Source organism: Jannaschia halovivens (assembly GCF_046452375.1).
In the GTDB taxonomy this organism is placed as follows: Bacteria; Pseudomonadota; Alphaproteobacteria; order Rhodobacterales; family Rhodobacteraceae; genus Jannaschia; species Jannaschia halovivens.
The window spans coordinates 2,009,204-2,024,261 of the sequence record NZ_JBKFDJ010000001.1 but is presented as its reverse complement, the minus strand read 5'-3'; the positions used below and the strand labels follow the sequence as shown (position 1 = coordinate 2,024,261).

Genomic DNA, 15,058 nt, shown 5'->3' with positions numbered 1-15,058 from the left:
CGCGGGGGAGAACGACCCATGCCCGAGACCCATCACCCGCCCGATCCCGAGATCCGCGCCCTCGCGGCGCGCCTCGTGGGGACGAGCCACGGCGCGCTCGCCACCTCGCTGGACGGGGCACCGCTGGTGACGCGGGTGGGCTGTCTGTGGCTGGCGGGCGAGGGGATGGGTCTGCTGGTCTCGGATCTTTCGGACCATGCGCGGGCGCTCTCGCAGGACCCGAAGGCCGCGATTCTTCTGGGCGAGCCGGACGAGAAGGGCGACCCGCTGACCCATCCGCGCCTGACGGTTCGCGGCACGGTCGATGCGCGGGACAAGGCCGCATGGCGCGAGACGTGGCTCGCCGCGCGCCCGAAGGCCAGGCTCTACTACGATTTCACTGATTTTCGGCTGATGGTCCTCGAGCCGTCCGACGCGCTCCTGAACGGTGGGTTCGGCCGCGCCAGCCGCCTCGCGCCGTCAGACCTGCCGTGACCGTCTTCGCCATCGTCCTCGGGGCCGCCGTCCGCCCCGACGGCACACCCTCGCCCACGCTCGATCTGCGCTGCGCCCACGCGGCGATGTTGCATCGCGAAGGGCACGCCGACCTGCTCTGCACCACGGGCGGCACCGGCGCGCACGGCCCGCCCGAAGGCGAGGTCGCGGCCCACCGGCTGCGCGCGCTGGGCGTGCCCGACGCGGCCATCCGGATCGAGCGGACCTCCCGCACGACCCACCAGAACATCGTCAACGCCCTCGCGCTGGCCCCCGCCGATGCCCGCATCCTTCTGGTATCGAACCGCTGGCACCTGCCGCGCGCGGCGCTGATCGCCCGGCTGATGGGCCGCCGCGTCGCGACCTCCGGGCCGCGGGCGACCGCGCCGCCCCTGGGAACGGCGCGCTCCATCCTGCGCGAGGCGCTCGCCGCGCCCCTTTCGGCGGCGCGCGCGATCAGGTCGGCGCGTCGCAGCGGGCGGTGACGAAGACCTTGCCCCGCGCGGGCTCGGACCAGTTGACCCGAACCGATTGCCCCGTCGTCCCGAACCCCGCGAAGCCGTAGGGCATGGTCCAAACGGTCCCGTTGCCCACGTCGCGGATGCGTCCCTCGGGGCAGATCGCCGACACGACCCGCGCCTCGCCCCCGAAGGGCAGGTAGTCGGCCAGGTCCACCTCCCATGTCGTTTGCGCCGTGTTCTCGACCAGCGGCACGGTGATCGGGTTCTGGAACTGCATCTGGACGGCGTGGAACGTGTTGGAATGCACGTTCACGTCGGTGAACCGCGACGTGTCGAGCGGCGCGAAGCTGTCGTCGACATACTCGGCCCGGTCCAGCGCCTGCCCCTTGATCGTCTTGAAGTTGTTGCCCGTGATCGTGAGGCCATTGATGAAATGTCCCGGCCCGTAGGGCTTGATGTGGATCGACGCATAGCTTCGCGGCACGTTGGACGAGAACATGATGTTGCCGATGATCTGCAGGCCCCCGAAGCTCAGCTCCGAATTGAAGGCCGGCGCGCCGTCATGCTCGTTGGTCCATTCCAGATAGCAATTGTCGACATAGTTGCCGACGAAGACCGTTTTCGACTGCGCCTCGGCCAGCACCATTCCGGCCGTTCGCTGGCCCAGCGTGGTGTTGTCGCCCTGGAAGAAATGATTGCCCGTGATGATGTGCCCCGAGCCCGAGATCACCGCGAAATGCCGGAACTTGTTGGCGCGGTTGTTGCGGATCTTGGTGTCGTTCTTGTTGACGTTGAAGCCGATCGTCTTGCGGTCGGGCACGTCGACCTGATTCTCGACCGACAGGAACTGGCACCGGTCGATCAGCATCCCCTGGCAGCCGGTGGCGTGGCTCGTCAGGCCGCGATCCTTCGGGCCGGTGAAGAAACAGTCCTTCACGTGGAAGATCAGCCCGTTCGCCGGGAGCAGGATGCCCGAAGCCTTCCCCGCCATCAGGATCTCGATATCCTCGAGGACGAAGCGCTGAAGGTTCGCGAACCCCGAGAAATCCAGCGCATACTTGAACCGCTCGAACGTGTAGGTCTGTTGCGGAGGCGCCCCGTAGAGCGGCGCGCTCAGCGTCAGCGTCTGGTTGGGGATGTCGCGGGCCGCGACATAGACCTCGCGGCCCACCCCGGTCGGCGCCGTCACCAGCGATCCGACCGCGATATTCGCCACGTTGGTCACGTTGGACAGAAGCCGCGTGTCGCCCGTGTCGAAGTCGCAGGCCTGCGTCACGACATCCGTGTCGAAGGCCGGCCCGTCCGCGATCTGCACCTGCCCGTTCTTGATCGCGCGCTGGTTGGCATAGGTCGTCTTGTCGTTGACCGCCGCCTGCACGTCGAGCGGCGCGGTCAGCTCGACCCGCCGCCCCATCATGTCCAGCACGTCGTGATCGGTGAAGTTGAACAGCGCCTGGATGGCCTTCTTGAAGCCCGTCTCCTCGTCGCCGAACGCGTCGATATAGCTGTTGAGCTCGAAGTTCTGGATCAGGCTCAGGCGCTTGTCGACGGGCATCTCGATCCGACCCACGAATCGGACCGGCGCGTCGAACGTGACATGATCCGTCAGGCGATAGACCCCTTCGGATACCAGGACCGCGCCGCCCTCTGCGGCGGCGTCGGCGGCCGCGAAGGCCGCCGTGTCGTCGGCCACGCCATCACCGACCGCGCCGAAATCCCTGACATCGACCCAGTCCATCATGCTGCGCAGGAAGGCGCCCGTGACGTCCTCGACGACGATGTCCTCGATACGGACGATCCCGCCCGACGATCCCGTCAGGTCGAGCCCGACATGGGCATGCGCCACCGCGCTCGACCACGCCATGTCGACGCCGCCCCGCGCGCCGGTGCCGATGATGGCCGTGATCTCCTCGACGCGGCCATAGGCGCCCAGCGTCACGGCGGGGCCGGTCGTCGCGACGCCGGTGGCCACCGCGCCGTTCGACAGGACCGGCGTCGCCGCGACCCGCACCGTCGGAAGGTTCCCCGCGATCGCCTTCACCCGCAGCGTCACCCGGAGGTAGCACCCCGGCACGATCGGCGTGGCCCCCATCCAGCGCAGCGTCTGGGTGGTTTCGGTCTTCTGCATCTCGAGGCAGCCGCCGAAATCCTGATCCGCTGGCACGAAAACCACGTTCCCCGAAGACGCGTAGCTGTCCGATCCGGGCAGGCCATCCTGCCGCGACCAGACCGTCAGGTCGGGCCCGAATGCCGGGGGTGAGAGCACCAGTCCGTCGGTGATCGCCTTGTTCATGCCTGTCGCCTCCGCAAGCCGTCGCAAACGAAAAGGACCGCCCAGGCGGCCTGCAGCCGGGCGGTCCTCGAAATCTGGAAGGCGGGACGATTCCCGCCGATATCCGAAAAGCTGAGCCCGAGCCCCTAACGGTCGGTTAACGGGCGCGGCAGGGGCGGGTCAGACCCCGATCTGGCCTTGCGTGACCAGCTCGACGCCCGCGATCCGCCAGCCCTCGGGCGTCTCGACCATCGTGTAGATCAGCGTGTGCAGTCGTCCGGCCCCGTCGGTCACCAGCACGTCCTGCTGCCAAGTGGCGCCCCGCTCCTCGGCCGAGAGATACTCGACCTCGGCCGGGCGCCAGACCATCGGGTAACCCTGCCGCACCATCGCGCCGAACCGGTCCGGCGTCCCGAAGATGCCCTTGATGTTGGGCGCGGCGTAGTCGAACGCCCCCGCGAAGTCGTCGGCCCGGAAGGCGTCGATCTGCGCGCCGATCACGCCGCGGATCGCGCCCTCGTCCGCCTGTGCGGCCCCGGCCGCCGCCAGCATCGCTGCAAGGATATACCGTTTCATCGACACGCCCTCCGTTCCGCGAAGAACCTAGGGCGGGTGTTACCCCGCGGCCACCCCGGCCAGCTCGCCCGCCAGCGCCCGGTCGATCAGGTCCGCCGTCTCGGCCACCCCGAAGAGTGCGATGAACCCGCCGAAGCGCGGCCCCTGATCGGCGCCCAGCAGCACTTGGTAGAGCGCCTTGAACCAATTGCGCATCGGGTCGAACCGCGCGCGCCCGATATCGTAGACCAGGCCTTGCAACGCCTCGTCGCTGGCCTCGCCGTTCCAGCTCCGCAACCCGTCGCGCAGCGCCTCCAGCGCCTCGCGCTCGGCTTCTGTGGGCAAACGGTAAACCTTAACCGGCTTAACGAAATCGTTGTAATATCGAACGGCCCCCGCGGCGGCCGCGTCCATCTGCGGATTGGCGTCGGGCGAGGCATCGGGGGCATAACGATTGATGAACCCCCATAACACATCCTTGCTTTCCGCCCCCGACACGCTCGCGATGTTCAAGAGCATGGAGAACGGCACCACCATGTCCGAGGCCGGCACGTCGCCCCCGTGGATATGGAAGACGGGATTGTTCGCCTGCCCCTTCGCATCCTGATCGGGATAGGCGCGCAACTGCTGGTGATATTCGTCCAGCGCCTTCGGGATCACGTCGAAATGCATCCGCTTGGCGGTCTTCGGCTTCTGATACATGAAATACGACAGGCTCTCGGTCGCCGCATAGGTCAGCCACTCGTCGATCGAGATGCCGTTGCCCGAGGATTTCGAGATCTTGTGCCCCTCGGCGTCGAGGAACAGCTCGTAGGTGAAATGCTCCGGCGCCCGACCGCCCAACACCCGGCAGATGCCGTCATAGATCGGCGTGTTGGTCGAATGGTCTTTGCCATACATTTCGAAATCGACGCCCAACGCGGCCCAGCGCGCCCCGAAATCCGGCTTCCATTGCAGCTTCACATGTCCGCCTGTCACCGGCAGCGTCCATTCCCGCCCATCGGGATCGTCGAACGTCACCGTCCCCGCGGCCGCGTCCACATGCTTCATCGGCACATAGAGGACCCGTCCCGTCTCGGGGTGGATCGGCAGGAAGATCGAATAGGTCTCGCGCCGCTCGTCGCGCAACGATTTCAGCATGATCGCCATCACGTCGTCATAGCGCTCGGCCGCGCGCCGCAGCACTTCGTCGAACCGACCGGAGCCGTAGAATTCCGTCGCCGAGATGAACTCGTACTCGAACCCGAACGTGTCGAGGAACCGGCGCAGCATCGCGTTGTTGTGATGCCCGAAGCTCTCATGCGTGCCGAACGGATCGGGCACGGAGGTCAGGGGCTTTTGGAGGTGTTCGGCCAACGCGTCCGCGCCCGGCACGTTGCCCGGCACCTTCCGCATCCCGTCGAGATCGTCCGAAAAGCACACCAGCCGCGTCGGAATGTCCGAGATCACCTCGAAGGCGCGCCGCACCATCGTCGTGCGCGCCACCTCGCCGAAGGTTCCGATATGCGGCAGGCCCGACGGGCCGTAGCCCGTCTCGAACAGGACGTGGTCCTTGCCCGCGCCCTCGACCCGTTTCAAGAGCTTGCGCGCCTCCTCGAACGGCCAGGCCTTCGATGTCAGTGCGGCGTCGCGCAGCGTGCTCATGGGGGTGTCCTCTGCTAGAAGGCCGCACCCCTATTGCGGCCCACCTGCGCCGTCAATAAATCCCCCCCATGACCGATGCCAGCTTCTCCGCGCAGGACGCGCTCATTGCCGTGATGATTACCGTGTCGGCCTCCGACGCGACGATCCGCACGTCCGAACTGCTGACGATCCAATCGGTCGTGAACCACCTGCCGATCTTCGCGGGCTACGACGAGGACCGGCTCGAAACGATCGCCCAGACCGTCTTCGACCTGCTCGAGGAGGAGGACGGGCTCGACGCGATCTTCGGTCTCGTGCGCGAGGCGCTGCCGATGACCCATGGCGAGACGGCCTATGCGCTGGCCTGCGACGTCGCCGCCGCCGATGGCAGCCTCCTGCAATCCGAGCTGCAGCTCCTGCGCGAGATCCGCTACGAGTTCGATATCGACCCGCTCCACGCCGCCGCGATCGAACGCGGGGCGCGGGCGCGTCACATGACGCTCTAGACGTCAATCGGCCTGCGCGGCCGCCCCCTTCGTCGACAGCGGCACGGTCACGGGCTCGGGGAAGTCCAGCCGGGGCGTCAGGTCGCCGAGCGGAACGCCCATGGCGCTGGCGGGGGCGCCCAACAGAAGGGCGGCGGTGAGGGCGAGTGTGGCGATGCGGGTCATTGTTCTATCTCCTGGGCAAGCGCCCGGTTCTCCGGGCCTTCCCACGAGCTAGTCACGCGCCTCGCTCTGCGGAATTGCGCATCCCGCCGACCTGATCTGCGAAAACGCAGGGGGTATTCGCGCGGCGCATCGCCTACATGACACCCATGTTCGACTGGTCCGACATCCGCAGCTTCCTCGCCGTCATGCGGCACGGCTCCGCCGCCGCGGCGGCGCGCGCGCTCGCCACCAACCAGACGACTGTCAGCCGTCGGATCGCGCGGCTCGAACGGGCGACGGGGCTGACGCTGTTCGAACCCGGCCCGCAAGGCGCGCGTCCCACGGCCAATGCGCGCGCGCTCATGTCCGACGCGGAAGCGATGGAGGCCAGCGCCGCCGCGATCGCCGCCCGCGCCGCCGAACGCCAGCGCAGCCTCAGCGGCACGATCCGCATCACCACCACGACCGGCGTGCCCCGGCACATCGCGGGCCTTCTGCGTGGCTTTCAGGACGGTCATCCGGGCATCCGGTTCGACATCGACACCACCGAAACCGTCGTCTCGCTCGAAGCGGGCGAGGCCGATATCGCAGTCCGCAGCGGCCAGCGCCTCGAAGGCGACAGCCTGATCGCCCGCAAGATCATCGACCATCCCTGGGCCTTCTACGCCTCCGACGCCTGGATCGCCCGGAACGGCGTCCCGCAGGGGTTCGGCGACCTCGCCGGGCATCACGTCGTCGTCTACACCCCCGAGGTCGCCAGGCGCGTCGCGGCGATCACCCGCGCGCAGTCCCGGCTCGATGGGGCCTGCGGCCATTTCAGCGTCACCTCGGTCGAGGTGATGCTGGGTCTTCTCCTCGAAGGCGAGGGACCGGGCCTTCTTCCCGTCGCGGTCGGCGACCGGGAGCCGGGCCTGACCTTCTGTTTCACCGAGCCGGGCATCCACGAGACCCATTGGCTGGTCTGGACCCGCGAAGCCGAGGCCGCGCCCCACACCGCCGCCTTCCTGCGCTACTGCTCCGAGAACATCGCCGGGATGATCGCCGCGATGCCGCCCAGCTGGCGCGCCTAGCGATCCGGGGCGAGCGCCACGTCCGCCACGATGCCGCGATGGTCCGATCCCAGCCAGGGCCGTGCCGCGACGCTGCCGCCGCCGGGGGCGAGCACGATGTCGATCGGCAGGGGCAGGCCGAGAAGCGAGAACGTCGCCCGCATCGGCCCCGCCACCCGCGTGTCCGTCAGGTCTGCGATCCGCGCCACGCGCCCGGTCCACGGAAAGATGTTGAAGTCGCCGCCCAGCACGACCGGCCCGTCCAGCGACCCGAGCAGGTCCAGTGCCGCCGCATCGTTGGCCGCGCTGTCATGGGGCCAGGGCCAAGGCAGGTGGATCGCGGCCAGCCAGATCCGTTGGCCGCCGATCCGGATCGGGGCCGCGGCCACCCCGCGCGCCTCCGAACAGCGCGGCGTGCCGTCGAACGGATACTTCGAGGCGACGACGATCCCGCTCCAGCGCGACGGCTGGCAGCGGTGCTGGTGCGGGAACGCGGCGGCCAGCGCCTCCGGCAGCCCCGCTTGGTCGGCCGACACCTCCTGCAGGAACACCGCGTCGACCTCGGCCGCGAGGATGTCGGCGGCCAGCGCGTCGATCTCCTCGTTCAGGAACCATACGTTCTTCGAGTAGATGCGCAGGTCACCACCCGGCGCCTGCGTCATGAGGTGCGCCAGGATCGTCGCCGCCCCGGCCAGCGCCACAGCCCCGAAGGCCAGGCGCAAGGGCCACGGCCCGGCCGCCAGCCCCAGCAGGCAGAGCACGATTGCCACGGGCCGCAGAAGTCCCATCGCATCCCCCGCCCGGTGCAGGTCGCCCGCGAACCCGGCAGCAAGCAGAACGGCGCCAAGGCCCCCCAGCGCGACCGACAGCCGCCGGATCAGCGCACCATGCCCACGATCTCGTAGGTCCGCTCGAGGATCGGGACCGTGATTTCGCGTGCCCGCTCGGCCCCGCGCGCGAGGATGCGGTCGATCTCGGCGGTGTCGTCCATCAGCCGCGCCATCTCGGTCGAGATCGGGGACAGCTTCGCCACCGCCAGATCGGCCAGATCCGCCTTGAAATACCCAAGCTGTCCGCCCGCCTTCTCGGCCAGCACCTCGTCCACCGACCGCCCGTCGAGCGCCGCGTAGATGTTCAGAAGGTTCGCCACATCGGGCCGTCCTGCCAGCCCGTCCACGTCGCCCGGCAACGGGTCGGGATCGGTCTTGGCCTTCTTGAACTTCTTCGCGATCGCGTCGGCGTCGTCGGTCAGGTTGATGCGGCTCGCGTCCACCGGATCGGACTTGGACATCTTCTTGGTGCCGTCCTTGAGGCTCATGACCCGCGTCGCCGCCCCCTCGATCACGGGCTCGGTCATCGGGAAGAACTCGACCCCGTAGTCATGGTTGAACTTGGCCGCGATGTCGCGCGTCAGCTCCAGATGCTGCTTCTGGTCGTCCCCCACGGGCACGTGGGTCGCGTGGTAAATCAGGATGTCCGCCGCCATCAGCGCGGGATAGCCGAAGAGGCCCAGCGACGCGCGCTCGGCATTGGCGCCGGCCTTGTCCTTCCACTGGGTCATCCGCTCCATCCAGCCCATCCGGGCGACGCAGCTGAAGATCCAGCCGAGCTGCGCATGCTCGGGCACCTGGCTTTGGTTGATGAGGATGGATCGCTCGGGATCGATGCCCGACGCGAGGAACCCCGCGCAAAGCTCGCGCGTGTTGTGGCGCAGCGCGGCCGGGTCCTGCGGCACGGTGATGGCGTGGAGATCGACCATGCAATAGACCGTCTCGTGCGTGCCGCGCGCCTGCCAATCGACGAATTTCGTGATCGCACCCAGGTAGTTGCCCAGCGTCAGCCCGCCCGAGGGCTGGATGCCGGAGAAGACGCGGGGAGTGAACTGGGCCATCGGGGCCTCCGTCGGACTGGCGTTGCGGTGCGGCATCGCTTAGCCACCGGGCCGACGCCCGTCAACGCGAGGCCCACGCCCATGTCAGCGCCCCACGATCCGCGCAACCAGAACCCGTTCCACGCGCTGCCCCCGGTGGTCACGGCCATCGCCGTCGTCATCGCCGGGATCGAGATCCTGTTCCAGCTCGGCACGCTGGGCCTCGTCGGCGGGCGCGAAGCGGTCGGCTGGCGGCTCGACGCGATCCGGGATTGGGGCGTCGCCGATGCCGTCTGGCAATGGATGTGGGAGAACGGGACGATCCTGCCGGCCGAGCTCCTGCGCTGGCTCGCCTATCCGTTGATCCATGGCGGCTTCACCCATGCGGCCTTCGTCGTGGTGTTCGTGCTGGCGTTGGGCAACGTGATCTCGCCCTTCTACCGCGGCTGGCGCGTGGCGGCGCTGTTCTTCGGTTCGGCCATCGCGGGCGGGCTCGCCTATGTCGTCCTCTTCGACGCGAATGCACCGCTCTTTGGCGGCTATCCCGGCGCCTACGGCCTGATCGGCGCCTTCACCTACCTGACCCAGCGGGGCCTGACGCCCGCCGACCCGTCGAAGGCGTTCCTCCTGATCGGCTTCCTTCTGGCGATCCAGCCGATCTTCGGTCTGGCCTCGGGCGCGGGCTTCGCATGGCTGCCGGACTGGATCGCCGACATGGCCGGGGCGGCGGCGGGCTACGGGCTGGCGATCCTGCTCTTTCCCGGCGGCATGGCGACGCTCCGGGACCGGATGCGTCACCGCTGACGGCGCAGCGCGCCGCGCAGTTCCGACAGCTTCACCGCGCCGAAGGCCTGCGCGAAGCCGAAATAGGACAGCATCCCGATCCCCACCAGCACGGCCAGCGCCAAGGCGCGCCACGCCGTGCCGAACATCGGTCCCAGCACCACCATCGTGACCCAGAGCACCACGCCCATCGCCACCGCCGCCAGCGGGATGCGCCAGGCCCGCGTTCGCGCGCGGGCGTCCAGCCGTGCCACTTCGCCCATGTCGCGCGCTCCACGCCAAAGCAGAGCCACCATCGCCCAGGCGGCGAGCGTCGTGCCGAAGGCGGCAGCGGCGAAGCCGATCACCGGCGCCAGCCCGATCGCCACGACCGCGTTCACGATCAGCGAGGCCACCGCGTAGTTGAGCGGCCGCCGCGTGTCCTCGCGCGCGAAATAGAGCGGTTGCAGCACCTTCTGGAGCACGAAAGCCGGCAGGCCCAGCGCGTAGATCATCAGCGCGACCGCCGTCGCCGCCGTGTCGTCAGACCCGAACGCGCCCCGCTCGAACAGGACCGAGACCAGCGGCAGCGGCACCACGAGGAGGGCGACGGCGGACGGGATCGTCAGAAGCCACGAGAACTCGAAGGCGCGGCTGTAGGCGGCGCGCTGGCCGTCGGTGTCCGCGGCGCGCACCCGGCGGCTGAGATCCGGTAAAAGGACCACGCCGATCGCGATGCCGACCACGCCCAGCGGCAGCTGGTAGAGGCGGTCCGCGTAGTTCAGCCACGCCACCGCGCCCTCGAAATAACTGGCCACCTGCCGCCCCACCAGAAGGTTCACCTGCACCACGCCGCCCGCCAGCGCGGCGGGGGCCGCGATGATCAGAAGGCGCTTCAGGTCGGGCGTCAGGCGCGGCAGGCGGCGCGGCAGCAGCCGGTGCCCGGCCCGCGCCGCCGCCCACCAGACGAGGCCCAGTTGCACCGCCCCGCCCAGCGGCACCGCCCAGATCAGCGACCGTCCCGGCAAAAGCTCGGGGATGGGCGAGGCTAGCGGCGGCAAGAGGTGCGGCGCGAACCATGTCACCGCCAGGGCGGCAACGAAGACGACGTTCAGAAGCGCGGGCGCCGCCGCGGCCGCCAGAAAGCGCCCCGAGGAATTGAGCACCCCTGACACCAGCGCCGCGAGCGAGATCAACAGGATATAGGGAAACGCGATCCGTCCATAGGTCACGGCGAGCTCGAAGCGCAAATCGTCCGCGAACCCGCTCGCCATGGCGAGCACGAGCGCCGGCATGAAGACGATCCCCGCGACCGAGAACAGTGTCAGGATCACCACCATCCCCGCCACCGCGTCCCGCGCGAAAGCGTCGGCCTCCTCCCCGTCGGCCTCCAGCTTCTTGGCGTAGAGCGGCACGAACGCCATGTTGAACGCCCCCTCAGCGAAGAAGCGACGGAACATGTTCGGCAGGCTGAACGCCACGAAGAACGCCTCCGCCACCGCGCCCGTCCCAAGGAACCGCGCGATCAGGATATCCCGCACGAAGCCCAGCACGCGGCTGAGCAGGGTCCAGCCCCCGACGGTGAGGAAGCCTTTGATCAGGCGGGGGGCCATGGGCGGGGTCCTTGGCGGCGATGCATTGCAAGCGGTCTATCGGGTGGCGACTTGGGGGGACAGGGCGCTGATACATTCCGTCTCCGTTGGGACCGGAGATGGCCGAGGCTTCCATAGGCTGTACCGGCTTCTATGGCACCGACGCATCCGTCTGGACGGATCGAAAATAGGGCGAAGGCACAATTAGATGGGCGGTTCTGGCATCCCCGGGTCTCCCTCTCGCCGGTCCGGCAGTTGGACAGGGCCGCGAGGTTGCTCCTACACTGGGGCAGGTGTCGCCGAACTGTCTGTCATCAGGAAGGCCGGAAGCCATGTATGAACCCAAGCATATCGTCACCTCGGAATCCGAGATCCGGACCGTCATTCCGGGAACCTTCGAGCGGCAGGTCCACAAGGTCATCGACCACGTCGACGACAACGTCCGCGTCTGGATCGAGCGATCTCCGTTCCTGACGATGGCAACGGTCTCCGCCGACGGGGCTGTCGACGTGTCCCCGAAGGGCGACCCGGCGGGATTCGTGAAGGTGCTCGACCGCCAGACGCTGGCCATCCCGGACCGGCCCGGCAATCACCGCTTCGACAGTTTTCTCAACATCCTGGAAACCGGACATATCGGCCTGATGTTCATGGTGCCCAATCGACGGGAAGTGGTCCGCGTGAACGGGACCGCGCAGATCGTCCGGGATGAAGACCTTCGATCCCAACTGGCCGTCGAGGGGAAGGTCCCGGACTTCGTGGTCATCGTCCATGTGGCGGAAGCCTTCTATCATTGCGGCAAGGCCGTGATCCGATCCGGGCTATGGGAGCCGGAGAAGGCCGTGTCGACCGACGGCCTGCCGACCTACGGATTTGCTTTGAAGGCCCACGGATCGCTCGAAACACCCCTGGAGGAGATCGAGCGACTGACCCAAAACAACGAGAAGAATCGCCTCTACGACGAGTAGTGAGAGCGGAGGCGCAACCCGAGGGTCGCCATCCCCCTCACGCCCCCGCCCGCTCCGCCGCGCGGTCGATGGCGGCCCTCAGCTTCTTCTCGAGCGCGGCCTGCTTGTCCTTCGACCAGAGCTTCAGCCCGAACAGGTCCTTGACGTAGAACGCGTCCACGACCTGCGCGCCGTAGGTGGCGATGACAGCTTGGGCGATGGTGATGTTGGACTGCGCCAGTACCTGCGTCAGGTCGTAGAGGAGGCCGGGGCGGTCGCGGGTGTCGACTTCGATGATCGTGTAGATCTCCGAGCCTTCGTTGTCGAAATCGATGTTGGTCTTCACCTGGAACTTGCGCTCGCGCTTCTTGATCTCGCGGCCTTCGAGGGCGGCGCGGGTGGCAACTTCGCCCTTGAGGATCTTCTCGATCATGGCGCGCAGGCGCGGCAGGCGCGACGGCTCGTAGGGATGACCGTCGCCGTCCTGGAGCCAGAACACGCTGGTCGCGAAGCCGTCCTTCGAGGTGTAGGTCCGCGCGTCCACGATATTCGCGCCCACGAGGCTGAGCGCGCCGGCCAGGCGCGAGAAGATGCCGGGATGGTCCTGGCAGGCCATCAGGACGCGGGTCGCGTCACGCTCCTCGTCGGCCTCCAGCTCGACCCGGACCTCGCCGTCGGGCAGGTCGCGCAGGAGCGTGGCGAAGCGCACCTGCGCCGCCGTCGGGATACCCTGCCAATAGGGGCCGTAATGGCGTCCGATCTCGGCGCGCTTGTCGGCCTCGGGCCAGTCGGGCAGCGCCGCGCGGAAGAGGGACTTGGCCTTGGCCTCGCGCGTCTCGCGGTTGACGTCCTCGAGCCCGTTCTCCAGCGCCGCCGCCGTCGCCCGGTGAAGCGCGCGGATCATCTGCGCCTTCCAGTTGTTCCAGACGTTCGGGCCCACGCCACGGATGTCGCAGACCGTCACCACCGTAAGCAGGTCCAACCGCTCGCGGGTCTTCACCGCCTTGGCGAAGTCGCGGACGGTGCGCGGGTCCGAGATGTCGCGCTTCTGGCTCATGTCGCTCATCAGGAGATGGTGGCGCACCAGCCATTCGACCGTTTCGCATTCCTTCGGCTTCAACCCCAGCCGGGGTGCGACCGTGCGGGCGATCCGCGCGCCGAGGATCGAGTGATCCTCGGGCCGTCCCTTGCCAATGTCATGGAGGAGGAGAGCAACGTAGAGCACGCGCCGGTTCACGCCCTTCTCGAGGATGCCCGAGCAGAGCGGCAGGCTCTCGATCCGCTCGCCCCGCTCGATCTGCGCAAGGTTCGAGATCACCTGGATCGTGTGCTCGTCGACCGTGTAGCTGTGATACATGTTGAACTGCATCATCGCGACGATGGGCGCAAATTCGGGGATGAAGGCCGAGAGGATCTCCAGCTCGTTCATCCGCCGCAGCGCGCGTTCGGGATTGCCGTGCTTGAGGAGGAGCCCGAGGAACAGCTTCGCCGCCTCCGGGTCCTCGCGCATCTGCTGATCGATCAGGTGCCGGTTCGCCGCCAAGAGGCGCATCGCGTGCGGATGCAGGAGGAGCGCGGTGCGCAGCGCCTCCTCGAAGATGCCCAGGAGGTTCAGCTTGGTCCCGAGGAAGGCCGCCTCGTCGGCCACGTCGAGCCGGCCCTGCCGCTCGACATAGGGTGCGCGGACCCGGCGGCGGCGCTTGAAGAGCGCGAGGAGCCCCGGCTCGGATTTCACGTTGTCGGCTTCGAGTGCGACGAGGACGATCCGCGTCAGCTCGCCCACGCGGGTGGCGTGGCGGAAATAAGCCTGCATGAAGTGCTCGACTGCGCGTCGTCCGGCATGGTCGGAATAGCCCATGCGCGCGGCAACATCGACCTGCATGTCGAAGGACAGGATGTCGGCGCCGCGCCCCGCGATCAGGTGCAGGTGGCAGCGCACGCACCATAGGAATCGCTCGGCCGCCTCGAAGGCGGCGAACTCCTCGGCGGTGAAGACACCCAGATCGACGAGCGCTGCCGTGGTGTCGACGTGGTAGCGATACTTGGCGATCCAGTAGAGCGTCTGGAGATCGCGCAGGCCGCCCTTCGCCTCCTTGACGTTCGGCTCGAGGATGTAGCGCTGGCCACCCTGCTTGCGGTGCCGCTCGGCGCGTTCGGCCAGCTTGGCCTCGATGAATTCGGGGGCCGTGTCCGCGAAGAGATCGGACCAGAGCCGCCCCTGCAACTCGCCCGCGAGATCCGCGTCGCCGCAGATGGGCCGCTGTTCCAGAAGCGCGGTGCGGATGGTGAAATCCTCGCGCCCCAGCCGGATGCAATCCTTCACCGTGCGCGTCGAATGCCCGACCTTCAGCTTCAGGTCCCAGAGCATGTAGAGCATCGATTCCACGACGCTCTCCACCCAGGGCGTGACCTTCCACGGCGTCAGGAACAGGAGGTCCACGTCCGAGAAGGGCGCCATCTCGCCCCGGCCATAGCCGCCGACGCCGAGCACGGCGAACCGCTCGCCCTCGGTCGGGGTAGGGCAGGGATGGAGGACGCCCGTGGCCATGGCCCAGACGCATTGCACCAGGCGGTCGGTCAGGAAGGCGTAGGAGTGGGTGACGCGGCGCGCGCGGGTCGGGTCGTCGGCGAAGCCCGCCGCGATGGCCGCACGGCCCCACTCCTGCGCGGCCCCGAGGATCGCCACCGTCTCGCGACGCGGATCTTCCGAGATCGCCGCCGCCGCCAGTGCCTCCGCGACGGCGCGCTCATCGAAGATCTCCGCCTCCGCCGCGATCAGGGGCGCGGCGGGGGCGGGGGGCAGGGC

At 68.2% G+C, this 15,058-nt stretch carries 14 protein-coding genes; 6 read left to right on the top strand and 8 right to left on the bottom strand.

The features are described from left to right. The first annotated feature begins 18 nt into the window (after positions 1-18). Both ACK8OR_RS10255 and ACK8OR_RS10250 read left to right on the top strand, forming a co-directional pair. Complete coding sequence (locus ACK8OR_RS10255) at positions 19-474, top strand: pyridoxamine 5'-phosphate oxidase family protein (RefSeq protein WP_410189297.1); 456 nt, start codon at positions 19-21, stop codon at positions 472-474. Continuing rightward, the gene (locus ACK8OR_RS10250) at positions 471-959 is read left to right on the top strand and encodes a YdcF family protein (protein ID WP_410189296.1); all 489 of its coding nucleotides are present in this window, start codon (positions 471-473) and stop codon (positions 957-959) included. The genes ACK8OR_RS10255 and ACK8OR_RS10250 overlap by 4 nt, the downstream gene beginning before the upstream one ends. Here ACK8OR_RS10250 and ACK8OR_RS10245 read toward each other — a convergent pair. The 3 genes from ACK8OR_RS10245 to ACK8OR_RS10235 form a co-directional block, all read right to left on the bottom strand. Continuing rightward, complete coding sequence (locus ACK8OR_RS10245; protein ID WP_410189295.1) at positions 931-3,228, bottom strand: glycosyl hydrolase family 28-related protein; 2,298 nt, start codon at positions 3,226-3,228, stop codon at positions 931-933. The genes ACK8OR_RS10250 and ACK8OR_RS10245 overlap by 29 nt on opposite strands. A 159-nt stretch (positions 3,229-3,387) precedes the next feature. Further along, positions 3,388-3,783, bottom strand: a complete 396-nt coding sequence (locus ACK8OR_RS10240; protein ID WP_410189294.1) for a DUF4864 domain-containing protein — start codon at positions 3,781-3,783, stop codon at positions 3,388-3,390. Positions 3,784-3,822: 39 nt separating this feature from the next. Further along, positions 3,823-5,406 carry a lysine--tRNA ligase gene (locus ACK8OR_RS10235; RefSeq protein ID WP_410189293.1) on the bottom strand — a complete coding sequence of 528 codons (1,584 nt, stop codon included), beginning with the start codon at positions 5,404-5,406 and terminating at the stop codon, positions 3,823-3,825. Positions 5,407-5,474: 68 nt separating this feature from the next. Between ACK8OR_RS10235 and ACK8OR_RS10230 the strand changes: the two genes are divergently transcribed. Further along, entirely contained in the window at positions 5,475-5,891 is a 417-nt protein-coding gene (locus ACK8OR_RS10230) for a tellurite resistance TerB family protein (RefSeq protein WP_298436522.1), read from the top strand. 3 nt (positions 5,892-5,894) lie between these two features. Here the strand turns inward: ACK8OR_RS10230 and ACK8OR_RS10225 are convergent, their stop codons facing one another. Further along, positions 5,895-6,056 carry a hypothetical protein gene (locus ACK8OR_RS10225; RefSeq protein ID WP_410189292.1) on the bottom strand — a complete coding sequence of 54 codons (162 nt, stop codon included), beginning with the start codon at positions 6,054-6,056 and terminating at the stop codon, positions 5,895-5,897. Positions 6,057-6,193: 137 nt separating this feature from the next. Between ACK8OR_RS10225 and ACK8OR_RS10220 the strand changes: the two genes are divergently transcribed. Further along, positions 6,194-7,105, top strand: a complete 912-nt coding sequence (locus tag ACK8OR_RS10220) for a LysR family transcriptional regulator (protein ID WP_410189291.1) — start codon at positions 6,194-6,196, stop codon at positions 7,103-7,105. Here the strand turns inward: ACK8OR_RS10220 and ACK8OR_RS10215 are convergent. Both ACK8OR_RS10215 and trpS read right to left on the bottom strand, forming a co-directional pair. Continuing rightward, a complete protein-coding gene (locus ACK8OR_RS10215; RefSeq protein ID WP_410189290.1) occupies positions 7,102-7,872 on the bottom strand; it encodes an endonuclease/exonuclease/phosphatase family protein in 771 nt (256 codons plus the stop codon). The genes ACK8OR_RS10220 and ACK8OR_RS10215 overlap by 4 nt on opposite strands. An 89-nt stretch (positions 7,873-7,961) precedes the next feature. After that, positions 7,962-8,975, bottom strand: coding sequence for a tryptophan--tRNA ligase (trpS, locus tag ACK8OR_RS10210; protein WP_410189289.1), 1,014 nt, complete (start codon positions 8,973-8,975; stop codon positions 7,962-7,964). 81 nt (positions 8,976-9,056) lie between these two features. On the opposite strand from trpS, the gene ACK8OR_RS10205 reads away from it, so the two are divergent. Further along, on the top strand, positions 9,057-9,758 hold the full coding sequence (locus tag ACK8OR_RS10205) for a rhomboid family intramembrane serine protease (protein WP_410189288.1): 702 nt from the start codon (positions 9,057-9,059) through the stop codon (positions 9,756-9,758). Here ACK8OR_RS10205 and murJ read toward each other — a convergent pair. Then, entirely contained in the window at positions 9,749-11,329 is a 1,581-nt protein-coding gene (gene murJ / locus ACK8OR_RS10200) for a murein biosynthesis integral membrane protein MurJ (protein WP_410189287.1), read from the bottom strand. The genes ACK8OR_RS10205 and murJ overlap by 10 nt on opposite strands. A gap of 311 nt (positions 11,330-11,640) precedes the next feature. On the opposite strand from murJ, the gene ACK8OR_RS10195 reads away from it, so the two are divergent. Next, a complete protein-coding gene (locus tag ACK8OR_RS10195) occupies positions 11,641-12,273 on the top strand; it encodes a pyridoxamine 5'-phosphate oxidase family protein (protein WP_410189286.1) in 633 nt (210 codons plus the stop codon). A gap of 37 nt (positions 12,274-12,310) precedes the next feature. On the opposite strand, the gene ACK8OR_RS10190 is transcribed toward ACK8OR_RS10195, so the two are convergent. Next, on the bottom strand, positions 12,311-15,055 hold the full coding sequence (locus tag ACK8OR_RS10190; protein WP_410189889.1) for a [protein-PII] uridylyltransferase: 2,745 nt from the start codon (positions 15,053-15,055) through the stop codon (positions 12,311-12,313). Positions 15,056-15,058 lie beyond the last annotated feature (3 nt).

Bases quoted from the DNA above. Each gene is read 5' to 3' on its own strand.
- ACK8OR_RS10205 (WP_410189288.1), top strand. From the start codon at position 9,057: ATGTCAGCGCCCCACGATCCGCGCAACCAGAACCCGTTCCACGCGCTG.
- murJ (WP_410189287.1), bottom strand. From the start codon at position 11,329: ATGGCCCCCCGCCTGATCAAAGGCTTCCTCACCGTCGGGGGCTGGACC.
- ACK8OR_RS10255 (WP_410189297.1), top strand. From the start codon at position 19: ATGCCCGAGACCCATCACCCGCCCGATCCCGAGATCCGCGCCCTCGCG.
- ACK8OR_RS10195 (WP_410189286.1), top strand. From the start codon at position 11,641: ATGTATGAACCCAAGCATATCGTCACCTCGGAATCCGAGATCCGGACC.
- ACK8OR_RS10225 (WP_410189292.1), bottom strand. From the start codon at position 6,056: ATGACCCGCATCGCCACACTCGCCCTCACCGCCGCCCTTCTGTTGGGC.
- ACK8OR_RS10215 (WP_410189290.1), bottom strand. From the start codon at position 7,872: ATGGGACTTCTGCGGCCCGTGGCAATCGTGCTCTGCCTGCTGGGGCTG.
- ACK8OR_RS10240 (WP_410189294.1), bottom strand. From the start codon at position 3,783: ATGAAACGGTATATCCTTGCAGCGATGCTGGCGGCGGCCGGGGCCGCA.
- ACK8OR_RS10235 (WP_410189293.1), bottom strand. From the start codon at position 5,406: ATGAGCACGCTGCGCGACGCCGCACTGACATCGAAGGCCTGGCCGTTC.
- ACK8OR_RS10245 (WP_410189295.1), bottom strand. From the start codon at position 3,228: ATGAACAAGGCGATCACCGACGGACTGGTGCTCTCACCCCCGGCATTC.
- trpS (WP_410189289.1), bottom strand. From the start codon at position 8,975: ATGGCCCAGTTCACTCCCCGCGTCTTCTCCGGCATCCAGCCCTCGGGC.
- ACK8OR_RS10220 (WP_410189291.1), top strand. From the start codon at position 6,194: ATGACACCCATGTTCGACTGGTCCGACATCCGCAGCTTCCTCGCCGTC.
- ACK8OR_RS10230 (WP_298436522.1), top strand. From the start codon at position 5,475: ATGACCGATGCCAGCTTCTCCGCGCAGGACGCGCTCATTGCCGTGATG.